The 11,583-nt window shown below is 61.4% G+C and carries 8 protein-coding genes; 4 read left to right on the forward strand and 4 right to left on the reverse strand.

All coding sequences use genetic code 11. From position 1 onward, the window contains the following. Nucleotides 1-83 precede the first annotated feature (83 nt). Together SM757_RS21070 and SM757_RS21075 are read left to right on the forward strand one after the other, a co-directional pair. Nucleotides 84-839, forward strand: a complete 756-nt coding sequence (locus SM757_RS21070; protein ID WP_322466924.1) for a hypothetical protein — start codon at nt 84-86, stop codon at nt 837-839. A 67-nt stretch (nt 840-906) separates the two neighbouring features. After that, nucleotides 907-2,175 (forward strand): glycosyltransferase family protein, encoded by a 1,269-nt coding sequence (locus SM757_RS21075; RefSeq protein ID WP_322466925.1) that lies wholly within the window; start codon nt 907-909, stop codon nt 2,173-2,175. Between the two features lie 104 nt (nt 2,176-2,279). On the opposite strand, the gene SM757_RS21080 is transcribed toward SM757_RS21075, so the two are convergent. Further along, the gene (locus SM757_RS21080; protein ID WP_322466926.1) at nt 2,280-5,897 is read right to left on the reverse strand and encodes an FkbM family methyltransferase; all 3,618 of its coding nucleotides are present in this window, start codon (nt 5,895-5,897) and stop codon (nt 2,280-2,282) included. Between the two features lie 521 nt (nt 5,898-6,418). Between SM757_RS21080 and SM757_RS21085 the strand changes: the two genes are divergently transcribed. Continuing rightward, complete coding sequence (locus tag SM757_RS21085) at nt 6,419-7,771, forward strand: acyltransferase family protein (protein ID WP_322466927.1); 1,353 nt, start codon at nt 6,419-6,421, stop codon at nt 7,769-7,771. 58 nt (nt 7,772-7,829) lie between these two features. On the opposite strand, the gene SM757_RS21090 is transcribed toward SM757_RS21085, so the two are convergent. Both SM757_RS21090 and SM757_RS21095 read right to left on the reverse strand, forming a co-directional pair. Beyond that, nucleotides 7,830-9,554: an ABC transporter transmembrane domain-containing protein gene (locus SM757_RS21090; RefSeq protein ID WP_322466928.1), complete on the reverse strand. Its 1,725-nt coding sequence runs from the start codon at nt 9,552-9,554 to the stop codon at nt 7,830-7,832. A 184-nt stretch (nt 9,555-9,738) separates the two neighbouring features. Continuing rightward, entirely contained in the window at nt 9,739-10,494 is a 756-nt protein-coding gene (locus SM757_RS21095) for a glycosyl transferase (RefSeq protein ID WP_322466942.1), read from the reverse strand. Nucleotides 10,495-10,698: 204 nt separating this feature from the next. Here SM757_RS21095 and SM757_RS21100 point away from each other — a divergent pair, with 204 nt between their 5' ends. Further along, nucleotides 10,699-10,986, forward strand: a complete 288-nt coding sequence (locus tag SM757_RS21100) for a ComEA family DNA-binding protein (RefSeq protein ID WP_322466929.1) — start codon at nt 10,699-10,701, stop codon at nt 10,984-10,986. Nucleotides 10,987-11,027: 41 nt separating this feature from the next. On the opposite strand, the gene SM757_RS21105 is transcribed toward SM757_RS21100, so the two are convergent. Next, complete coding sequence (locus tag SM757_RS21105; protein WP_322466930.1) at nt 11,028-11,519, reverse strand: hypothetical protein; 492 nt, start codon at nt 11,517-11,519, stop codon at nt 11,028-11,030. Between the last annotated feature and the right edge of the window lie 64 nt (nt 11,520-11,583).

Raw genomic sequence — 11,583 nt, forward strand, 5'->3', positions numbered from 1 at the left:
TTATGTCGCAAGCGCGATCCATTTCCCGTCCCGTTGTCCTGTTCTCGTGGGACGGCCACAGCCCACCGCTGCGCATGCTGCACATGGACGTGCCACCGCAGTTCGAAGTGCTGCTCTTCGATTATTCGGGCTCCACCACCGAGCCCTATGTCGTGGTACACGGCGTGCAGTGCCGCGTGCTGGCGGGCGTGACCGAGTGCAAGGGCGAGATCTACAGCGCGCTGGCCCGCCACCTGCAGCAGCGCGGCACGGTGCCGCCATTCGTTGGGCTGATAGACGATGACGTCGTCCTGTCGGTCAGCGGCATCAATTACGCGCTGCACCTTGGGAACTGCCTGGAGTGGAGCTCCTTCTCGCCCGCGCTCAGCCACGACAGCATCTACACCCACCGCTGGTCGCTGCGCCAGCCCAGCCGGCTCTACCACGCCACCGACTGGGTCGAGGTCATGATGCCCGTCTACCGCGGCGACCTGTTCATGGCCGGCGCGCCGTACTACGAGGGCAACGTCTCCTCCTGGGGCATAGACAAATACCTCATGCCCACGCTGCAGCAGCTCATGGGCATGCAGCGCACGGCCATTGTCGATGCGGTCATGGCCGCGCACACGCGGCCCGTGACCAGCGGCATGAAGGTGTACCGCAACGGGCTGACAGCAGCGCAGGAGAGGGAGCGCATGAAGCAGCTGTGCCTGGAGATGCTGGCTGAGCGCCAGCCGGCACTGCTGGGCAGCAGTTGGTTCCAGCGCATCTTCAAGCAACGCCACAGCCGCACGCTGGGCCAGCGGCTGCTGCTTGGGCTGGGCCGGCCGATACGGCGCTGGCTGGAGCGCAGCACCTGACTCAAGCAATTGGAATATTTACCGACGGTTCACCCACTTTTTCTTTTTCAGTACCCCGGAATATATGATGAAGTTTGAAAGAATAAATTCCGCCCCCAACTTTCTCAGGCCAGTTCAAAAAAATTCCCCAAACAATACATCACAAGAAATAAAAAAAGCTGCCAAGAGAAGCAATGGTATTGTCATCTCAGTCAGCCACGACGACTACACCAGGGTTGTTGGAGGCATTCAAAATATAATAGGCGCCGAACATCTTGAATTCAACAAGCGAGGCATTACCTACATACACCTCTGCCCCGAACTGGCCTTGCGTGGATTATCTAAAATCACGAAATCAGCAGATTTCAAATTTTCAATCCGACTCGATGGCCGCCCGCTCCTCTCTATTAACGGACAAGAGCTTCAAAATACGTTGAAACAGCTTCAGGCGCAAAGCAAAACTCCACTGTGGGTATTTCATCACCTCATGGGGCATTCACCAGAAGTACTTCAAGAATTACTATCCCATGGGACCAAAAAACCTTTGCTCTGGATCCATGACTATTTTGCAGCCTGCTCAAGCTTCACATTGATGCGCAATGATGCCGCCTATTGTGATGCCCCTCCCCCACAGTCCACCACATGCAGCAGTTGCAAGTATGGTTCAAACCGCCAGGAACATATAACCCGGATGCGACGCTTTATCGAACAGACACAGCCCATCATCACAGCACCTTCGCAATTTGCGCTGAAGCAGTGGTCCAAGGTGACCGGCATTTCTCCCGTTGACAGCGTCGTGATCCCCCCTGTTCGGCTGACTCTAGAACCAGTCTCTCGCCCGGAACCATCCCGGACATTGCGCATCGCCTATATAGGCAGGCAAGATAAGCACAAAGGCTGGGATATATATTACCAGCTTGCAGAAGCGTTCCGGCGCGATAATCGCTATAAATTTTTCCAGTTTGGCAAAGCACCCAAGGGCATTTTCAGGCAATTCAATACAACGGTTCGGAACGTGTCTGTGGCCGTCAGTGCGCGAAATAGGGACGCCATGGTTGAAGCATTGACGCGCCACAAGATCGACGCCGTGGTTTGCTGGAGTTTGTGGCCTGAAACTTTCAATATCACCGTGCATGAAGCCATGGCCAGCGGTGCGTTCATCATCGCGCGGCGCCAGCAGGGCAATGTCTGGCCGGTGGTCAGCCATCATGCGCCGCTGGCATCGCGGGCACTGGACAGTGAGGGCGATTTGCATGCTTATTTTCAAGCAGGCCAACTCCATACGGATCTGCTCAAATCACCCTGCTATCGTGGAAAAACCATACCATCCACAGGCAGTGTTGAAGTGCTGACATAAATCCCCGGCAGGGCAGGGCAGGAGCGAGGTGCTCCTTCTGCCTGCTCCGCGACACAACCTGACAATACAGCTCTTAGCAGTTGGCGCTGCTTTTTCGTTACCCTTTACGCTGTAGCGCCGGCAACAACTCCGCTGCAGTATTTGGCCCGGGCAAGCGCCATGAGCTTATCGTTAATATGCTCAGGCGTGTCTATAAGTGACAAAGGCAGCCGCAGTGCGCCCGAGTAATCTTCCAAGCGCTCAGCTTGAGCTCCGATGTCAAATACGGCAATGGGCAAATCCGTGTGCATCGCAATTGACAGAGTATAGCAGAATGTTTCGGGCCACACAGAAGGCAGAAAAATGACGTGCGGCTTTTGCAAAGCCAGCAGTTCACACACTTCCTCTTCCTGATATTTCCCTGTAACTGTCACATTCTCAAGCGCTTCCAGTTCAGGCAGGTCGGTATAGCCGATCACGACAAAATGCAACGGAAGATTCCGAACCAGCGCATCCTGTGCGCAATCCCATAAGACGCGAGAACCCTTGTGTGGACCGATTGCACCGATGAGGGCCACTCGCACGCGATCATTATCACACAAGGGATTCGGTTGAATCTTGCATTCCGGCGCAGGCAATTCAGTATGCGGTTGGATTTGAAATTGCATTTGCGGAAAGTAGCGCTGAAAACGATTGCCTGTGTCCGGGCTGGGCACGATGATTTTCTGCGCTCCCTCCAACAGTACCCTATAGTTTGCCCGCCAGTGCTCGATATCAGCATCATGGCAATCGGGGTGAATTTCCTTCAAGCGCTCCGGCTTATGCCGCAAGCAACTACGACACTGCTCCACACCGAGTTCACCGCAATAGCGGCCCGATTCATTGATGAGCGTGACTTGAGGGCAGACACTGACATAGTCATGCAGCGTTACGGTGTAGGGCACGCCCAATTGCGCCGACAACTCCTTGATGGTCGACAGTATTTCCACAGACCAGCTCACCGTGCTATGCAACTCAATGTCGTGCACACCCAATTGCTTGATTGCTTTGCAAAACTCGGTCTGCGCCTTGGCCAAGTCCAGCGCGGCGAGATTGGAAGAGTGCAGCACGCCATCCTGGCCTGCTGGCGCAATCTGGGCAATCAAGGTACCGGCGCTTGCAGGCGTGAGTACCAACAAGTCACGGCCTTGGGCTTCGAGCAGTTGCTGCCGCTCCCGTAAATGCCGCTCTATTCCCCCTCCCCAAGCATGCGTGAAGCACAGCACCAGCGGCCTCACAGGCCGGCCGAAAGCGCGGGAAATGTCCAGGGCAATGCGCCCGTAACAGGCAGGATCCGCTTGGATGTAGCGCTTGACCTGTGCCGCGTAGTCCGGGTGCAGCCGCAGCAGCGTCTTGTAGCCTCTTGACTTGCCGGCGCTGGCCCCTTCGGCAAACGACGTTTCACCGGAGTGGAATACGAAGGCATCCAGGGCATGCACGTTGCGCCAGCCGGCTTTGAGCGCCCGTTGGCAAAAATCGTTTTCTTCTCCATAACCGGCGCCGAAGCTCTCCACATCGAACAAGCCAACTTCATTGAGCGCAGCCCGCGCGATGTACATGCAAAAGCCGACGCCGGTCGGAACCTCCACATGCTGGCCCGCGTTGACGGCCGCGGCGAGCTGGTCGAGCTGCGCATAGCCGGTTTCCAGCAGCGCGGAGTTGTCTTTGCAGAAGAACGGATAGCTGCAAATGGTCCCGTTGTTGGTGAAGGGCGTCACGCTTGCGATGCGTGCGCCAGGCGCCTGGGCATGGGCGCGAATGCGGTCCAGCCAGTCGTTGAACACCAGCGTGTCGCTGTTGAGCAGCAGCACGTCGCGCTGCGGGTGCAAGGCCATGCCGCGGTTGACCGTGCCGACGAAGCCCAGGTTCTTTTCGTTGCGCAGCAGCGTGAACAGACCGCGGTCGGCCAAGCGTTGCAAGTCAGCGGAAATCTTGGGATCCGGTGAGCAGTCGTCAATGACGATGAGCTCGAACGCGCTGCGGTTGCGCGAGCTCATCACCGACAGCAGACAGGCAAACGTGTCGTCGTAGCCTCGGTACACCGGCACGATGACGTCCACCGCGTCTGCGCCAAGCGGCAGCGGCTTGGGCAGCCGCTCGAACTCCGCCCAGTCGGGGCAAGGCGGCCGGTACGCGGGCAGCACGACCTCCGACGGCTTGCCGCGTCGCAGGAAGTGGCGCAACGGCGAACGCTGCCACCAGAACCGCCGCTCCTTCAGCCACGGCCGCTGCGCCAGATACACATTGGGCTCGAAGCTGTCGGATGCCGCCCGCCCTTCGGCCTCGCCATGCTTGATGTAATGCAGCAGCGGATTGATGCCGCTGCCGCGCACATCCGGGTTGCGCGCCAGGTAAAAGCCACTGTCGAACACGCGGTTGGGATTTCTGCCCTCGTAGGCCCCATACAGCAGGTAGTGCACCAGGGGATGCATGCTCTGGGTGGCGACGTCCTGGTTGCAGTTGCGGTACCAGCGCCGGTCGAACAGGCCCGACAGTGCCAAACGCCGGCAATCCCGGGCCAGCGGATTGAGGCCCAACAGCCAGGCCACCTGGCTCGTCCAGCGCTTGCTCACCGTCTTGGGGAAGTTACGCGCCAGCTCGCGGGTCATGTGCAGCCGTTGCGCGTTCAGTACGGCCATTTGCTCGGCCGCCTGCCGGGCCGCTTGCTCTGCCGCCCGCTGCGCCGCGTCGAAGGCGGCCTTGGCTTGCGCCCGCTGCCGGGCCAGCACAACCTCGGCCTTCGCCTGCTGCCTTGACAATTCGGCCTGGGCCGCCACCTGCTGCTGCAACTGGATGGCATGCTGGCGCTGCATCTCCTCACGCAGGCGCTGGGGCTTGCGGTCAAAAGTCGTGGCATCGCCGTAGCGCGGAGTTTCCAGCAGCAGCCGGGCCAGGGCCTCCAGACTCGACACCGGCTGCAGCACAGCAGCGGACCTGCGCGCCGGCGCCGGCCTCCCAGGCGGCAGCATCAGCAAGGCCGTTTCGCAGGCATGGCCGAATATGTTGTCGCTTTCGCCGCGATAATTGTCGGGATTGAATGCAGCAGTTTCAACAAAATAAGCTTGATACTCAAATCCACGAAGTGCTTCCAGGATTCGAGCCGCGCCATCTAAATCGTTGATTTCGCAAAACAATACAGGACGGTCCCGTGCAATCAATTGCCGAGCCCCTTGCAATGCGGCGCCCTCGTAACCCTCCAGATCAAATTTCATGAAGGATACGGGCGTCAGTTCCTGTGAATCCAGGGTAGAAATTTCAACGGCAATTCCGTCCTTCAGCGGAGATTGGCTTACCTGGCTGGCGCCTGCATTGGTCGGATGCAAAAAATCCATTCCAGGCATGAACACCTGCCCCAGCTGGGCCCCCAGTGCGCAAGGATGAAGCACCATACGCGCGCCACTTCTGGCGTGCCCGCATTCCAGATTGCGAGCGGCAAGCTCCAACAAGGCAGGCTGCGGCTCAAAGGCGTGCACCGTTAAACCGGGTCGGCCCTCAACCATTGCAACCGAATGCAGGCCCACATGGCAGCCTGCATCAATCACCACGCCTGACGCCGGTATGAACTGTTGAAGAAAATCGATTTCAATACCCGCCCATTCCCCGTACAACTTCAAAGCATCGGCAATGGGCTTGTCATTTTCATAAACAAACAAAATACCATGAGAAGTTTGAGCAGCGACGACTCTTGCTTTCAAGCTGGACATACAATTCCTCTATATTTTTGACAGTAAGCTTTTGGAAAGCCATGCCGCACTGGATCTTGGAGAGTAATTTTAAGTTAAGTAAACCATAAAAAATCTTGCGGAACCATTGATCCGCATCGATGCACGGCAAACGCGCCGGCAACCACACACGGTGGCCGGCGGCACCCCAAAAATGCTGTGACGTTACCGGGTTGCGACGTTGCACGGGCACCTACAGGTTGCGTGCACAGCCATCGGTAAACCATGCCGCCGTAACCAGCCCGCAGAGCCTGAACGGCACCCACCCCGACACAAGGCCCATGCGCGTTTCTAGCCGCTGTACTGCCGTGCATCGCAGCCGCCCCGGCGGCCGGCCGCAGTCCGGCTGCGTCAAGCGGCAATAATGCTGGCTGCCCCCCAACGGACAAGACATCGCTCCTGAAAATTTTCGCTTCAAGAAGCAACCTGATTCCCGCTTCTCCACAACGGTGACTGAATCGCTTTGAAGCCGGGCAAATACCGATCAGCAATGTATTTGTGAAATGTTCATCACGATGAAAACAAACACAACAGCCATGGAGTCTGCCAACGACATGGCGCCATCAATACCCAAACTCGTAACGGAGCGGGCCAACTGGCTGGCGCTTGACGGCCTGCGGGGTTGGGCCATTATTTTTGTCATTACGATACACCTTTGGGCTCACTGCACGCGCGAGGGCTCGGGCATACCCATTACTTTGCAGATAGGAGCCGAGACGGTCAATCTGACCTGGTTGTTTGCAACGGGTCACAACGCAGTTATCGTCTTTTTCGTTCTGTCAGGCTTTCTGTTATACCGACACTGGCTGGAACGCCAGGGAAAAATAGCATTCAAGGCCCAGTGCTGGTCTTTTGCACAAAGTCGTGCGCGACGCATATTGCCTGGCTATTTGCTTTACCTGGTTATGTATTTGCTGCTGGTTGCCCTTGTCGGCAAGCACCGATACGGCGCCAACATGGATTCTTCCAATTTCCTACTCAATTTCTTTTTTCTCACGCCAGTTGCGAACCTGTCTTCGCATACCCCGCCTCTGGCCACGACGCTGGACCTCATGCCGGGCACTTGGTCGCTCAATGCCGAGATGTGGTTTTATGCTGTGATGCCGTTGCTTGCGCTGGCGCTTGGCCGCATCAGTGGCCGCTGGAGCGGCTGGCTGCTGTTGCTGACAGCCACGGCCGGGCCGATGAGCCGCCACATGATGGGCGAACAGCCCGCCTGGATCCTTCGCTATTCCGTTTTTGGCGTGTTCGACGCATTTATCATGGGCATGGCCATAGCCGCACTGGCAGCCGGCTACAAGCCTCGCGCGGCTTGGAAAGTACTGTTTCCGCTGGGGGTGGCGTATTACTTCAGTATTTGTGCCGGCCATCTCCTGCACTTCGCGGACTACGCGTTCCAGCTTGCCCTTGCCAGCGGGCTGATGATTCTGGGCCTTCTTTCACCCACGCCCAGCGTCTGGAAATCAAGCCTGGAGCGCCCTTGGATCGTGAATGTCGGTCATTGGTCCTACGGGCTTTTTCTGTGCAACACCACGGTGGCCTGGTACATCGTGCTGCCGCTGTCGCAAGCGGTCAAAACCGTGCCGGGCGGCCAGTTGCTGGCGCTGAACTTCGCCGTGGGCCTGCCGTTGATGCTGCTACTGGCTCGCACGACGTACGAAGTCTTGGAGCAACCGCTGATCAGGCGCGTGGCACCGGACTGGCGCCAGGTGCGCCGCCGCGTCGGCGGCTTGATGCTGGTGTACGTCGCGGCCTCGCTTGCGCTGTCGGCCATCGCGTATCACCGCAATCCCGAAGCCGAATTCCAGCACAGACTGGTCAAAGTCTTGGCCACCCCCTACGCCAAGACCCACTGAGCCCGGCGCGGGCAGCGGTGAGCGCGCGCTTTTGCACAGCGCGCCACCGGCCGCAGACTCAAGCCGCCTGCTGAACCTTCACCATGGCGGCGTAGCGGCCGTCCAGCGCCAGCAGTTCGGCGTGCGAGCCTTGCTCGATCACCCGGCCCCCTTCCATCACGCAAATGGCGTCCGCCTTGCGAATGGTGCTCAGCCGGTGGGCGATGACGATCATGGTCTTCTGCCCCTGCCACTGCTCCAGCGCCTGCTGGATGGCGCGCTCCGACTCTGTGTCCAGCGCCGAGGTGGCCTCGTCCAGTATCCACACCGGCGCGTCCTTGTAGAGCGCACGCGCGATGGCCAGGCGCTGGCGCTGGCCGCCTGAAAGCCGGCTGCCGTTGACGCCTATGGGCGTCTCCAGCTTCTCCGGCAGGCTGCACACGAAGTCCCACAGCGCCGCGGCACGCAGGCAGCTCTCCACCCGCGCGGCATCGAAGGGCTGGGCATACACCACGTTGGCGGCGATAGAGCCGTCGAAAAGCACGATGTCCTGCGACACCACCGCGAACTGCTTGCGCAGCGACGCCTTGGTCAGCTCCGGCAGTGGCACGCTGTCCAGTCGCACTTGGCCGGACTGAGGCTCGGCAAAGCCCAGCAGCGTGCTGACGACGGTGGTCTTGCCCGCGCCGGAGCTGCCCACCAACGCCACCGTGGTGCCCGGCGCCACCGTCAGCGCCAGCCTGTCCAGCGCGGGCTGCTCGGCGCCAGGGTAGAGCACCGTCACGTCGTCAAAAACGATCTCGCCCTGGACCCGCTCCAGCACGCGTTTGCCCGCATCGGGCTCCGGCGGCGTGTCCATCAGATCGAAGCTGGCGCGCGCCACGATGATGCCGCCCACGATGGGCTGAGACACATCGGTCAGCGGCCGCGTCTTGGACACCACCAGCAGCAGCGCCGCGACGTAGGCGGCGAACTCGCCCACCGTGGCGCCGTTTTGCTGCGCCTGCCACATCGCCAGCGTCACGATGGCCGCCACGCCGAAGCTGGCCACCAACTGCGACATGGGCGTCATCATGGCCGAGGCCGCAGCGCTTTTAACCGCAAAGCGCTGCACCTGCCGCGCCTCGCGCTCGAAGCGGCCCTGCTCGAAGGCCGCGGCGTCAAAGGTGCGGATCACGCGCCAGGCGCGCGCCATGTCGTCCACCACCGACACCAGCCGTATCTGCGCCTCGTAGCCCACCGAGCCGACGTGCTGCACGCGCCGGTGCACCGAGCGCATGCCTATGCGCAGCAGCGGCACGGTGATGAGCGACAGCAGCGTGAGCTGCCAGTTCAGATAGAACAGGTACACCAGCAGCGCGAAGACCGTGGTGCCGTCGCGCAGCACCGTGATGATGGCGCCGCCCAACATGCCGGCCATGTTCTGCGGGTCGTTGATGACCTTGGTGACCACCACGCCGGGCGTGAGCCGCGAGTAAAGCGGCGCGTCGGCGCGCAGCACGGCGTTGGAGAGGTCCCGGCGCAGGTACAGCACCACGCGCGAAACACTGCGCTGGAGCATGTAGGTGCCCGCAAAGCTCAGCGCGCCGCGCGCCATGAACAGGCCAATCAGCGCCACCGGCACCATCCACAGCGGAAAGGCCGGCTTTTCCAGGAAGCCCTTGTCTAGCGCCTGCTGCAGCAGCAGCGGGATCAGCGGCTCGGTGGACGAGCCCGCCAGGAAGGCCACCAGGGCACCGCCTATGCCCCAGCGCTCGGGCTTGAAATAGCGGCTCAGCCGCTGCAGGACCTGCCAGTTCGTCATTGGAATGCTGCTCGCACGCGGGTCCGGCCACGGCCGGACCCGCAAAGGTGCTTTGTCATCAGGGCGGGAATGCTAGCGGGGTTTGCCGGCATGCCCATCCGTGGCCGTTGCGGGCCGCGGACATGCCGGTAAAGAAGCACGCGCGACGCCACCGGCGCGTGACAGGCCAACAACAGTGCCCGCTTCAGTCACGCCATTGCCGCGCTATCCACGGCACCGGCAGCACGTAGCGCTGCAGATGGCGCCAGCGGCTCTTGTCCACGCGCTCGCCGCTGAAGGTGGCCTTCAAGTGCTCCCAGCGCGATCGGTGCGCGGGCACCATCTTGTTCCAGCGCCCGTCCTGCACGTCGTCGGGGTTAGGCCCGCCGGGGAAGGTGACGATGCGCACGCCGCGCGGGATGCGCGCCGTCATGAAATAGCGCAGCGGGAACTTGGGCAGGCAGTGCAGCCGGAAGTGGCAGGTCCAGGCTTCGGGCCACAGCTTGATGCCGCCCTTGACCGCATGCGTCACCCAGTGCTGCTCGAAGCCGTGGCGGTCGGCCACGCCTTGCGGGTCGGCACGAAAGCCTTCGAGCACCTGCGGGTTGCCGCCCACGGGGAAGCGGAACACCGAGGTCTGCCCAAGCCGCGCCATAGGCCGCGCCCAATTACGCGCCAGGATCACGTCTTGCGGGTCGCCGTAGGTGAAGTAGTCGTCCAGCGAACCGACGATCACGGAATCCAGGTCGATGAACAGCGCCGGCTGCCCCGGCTCCAGCCCCGGCACGGTGTGGTCCCACAGGATCTGCTTGCGCCACTTGCCCATGGTGCGTTCCGGGTGCGGGCAGCCGATATCGGGCAACGCATGGCACTCCACCTCCGGCCGGATGCCCGTGGCGTCGTCGGTCAGGCACACCATGCGAAACGGCGGCGTCAGGTGCCGCGCCACCATGGCGTACATGTGGTTCACATACTCGGGTCCGTACAGCGTGCCCCACTTGACACAGACGATTTGCTTCAAAACGACGACCTCTCAGCGCTGCGGCGCCCGCGAAAACAGGGGGCACCCCTTGACGGGCGGGCAGCGTATCACAGGGTTTGCCACGACTCGCCGGCCAGGGGTTGCAGCACCTTGACGCGCGTTGCGCACCGCACAATGGGTCGCATGAAACGTTTTGTCACGTCGGCCTCGATGGCCTTGCTGTGGAGCTGCGGCATCCAGGCTGCTGCGGCGCTGGACGCCAACACCGCTACCCAGGCGCAACTGGAGCAGCTGCGCGGCATAGGCGTGGCGATGTCGGAAAAGCTGCTGGCCGAGCGCGCCAGGCAGCCTTTTGAAAGCTGGGCCGACCTGCTCTCGCGCGTGCCCGGCATAGGGCCGCGCGGCGCGGCGCGCCTGTCGGACCAGGGCCTGCGCGTGGGCGGCCAAACTTACGAGCCGCCGCCACGCTGAAGCCACGGGCCCGGGCGGCCCGCCTCAAGCCAGGTCAGGCATCAGTCCTTGTGCTTGCCGTGGCCATGCCCGTGGCCATGGCCATTCCCATGGCCGGGATGGTCGTCCCAGTCGCGGCCGCCGCCCCCGCGCTCGTCGCGCCAGTCGCCGCGGCCACCGCGATCGTCGCGGTCATGGCGCTCGTAGCGCTCGCCGCGGTGCGGCAGCACGTGGTCCCGGTACCAGCGGTCCTGGACGAAATACACCGGCACGCCGCAGGCGTTGTAGCGGCCGCAATAGTTGCGCCATTTCTTCTGATGGCCCGGTGGCACCCACAGGTACACCGGCTGCGGCTGCGCCACCACGTAAGCCGGCTGCTGGACGATGACGGGCTGCGCCACCATCACGGCCGGCTGTGGAAAGCGGCCGATGTCCACGCGGCCATACACGCCCGGCTCGCTGATCTGCACCGACACGCCCACATCCGTGGCGTGGGCGCTGCCCAGCGCCAACAGCGACACCGCGGCCAGCGCGGCAGTGACCAAGACCTTCATTCAAATCCCTTGCGTTGTCGTTCAGGTGGCTCAACGTGCCACGCCCGCCACCCGGCGGACAGCG

The organism is Azohydromonas lata (assembly GCF_034427735.1).
In the GTDB taxonomy this organism is placed as follows: Bacteria; Pseudomonadota; Gammaproteobacteria; order Burkholderiales; family Burkholderiaceae_C; genus Azohydromonas; species Azohydromonas lata.

Excerpts from the sequence above, each read along its gene's own strand:
- SM757_RS21070 (WP_322466924.1), top strand. The coding sequence starts at position 84 with ATGGACGTGCCACCGCAGTTCGAAGTGCTGCTCTTCGATTATTCGGGC.
- SM757_RS21075 (WP_322466925.1), top strand. The coding sequence starts at position 907 with ATGAAGTTTGAAAGAATAAATTCCGCCCCCAACTTTCTCAGGCCAGTT.
- SM757_RS21100 (WP_322466929.1), top strand. The coding sequence starts at position 10,699 with ATGAAACGTTTTGTCACGTCGGCCTCGATGGCCTTGCTGTGGAGCTGC.
- SM757_RS21105 (WP_322466930.1), bottom strand. The coding sequence starts at position 11,519 with ATGAAGGTCTTGGTCACTGCCGCGCTGGCCGCGGTGTCGCTGTTGGCG.
- SM757_RS21095 (WP_322466942.1), bottom strand. The coding sequence starts at position 10,494 with ATGTACGCCATGGTGGCGCGGCACCTGACGCCGCCGTTTCGCATGGTG.
- SM757_RS21080 (WP_322466926.1), bottom strand. The coding sequence starts at position 5,897 with ATGTCCAGCTTGAAAGCAAGAGTCGTCGCTGCTCAAACTTCTCATGGT.
- SM757_RS21090 (WP_322466928.1), bottom strand. The coding sequence starts at position 9,554 with ATGACGAACTGGCAGGTCCTGCAGCGGCTGAGCCGCTATTTCAAGCCC.
- SM757_RS21085 (WP_322466927.1), top strand. The coding sequence starts at position 6,419 with ATGTTCATCACGATGAAAACAAACACAACAGCCATGGAGTCTGCCAAC.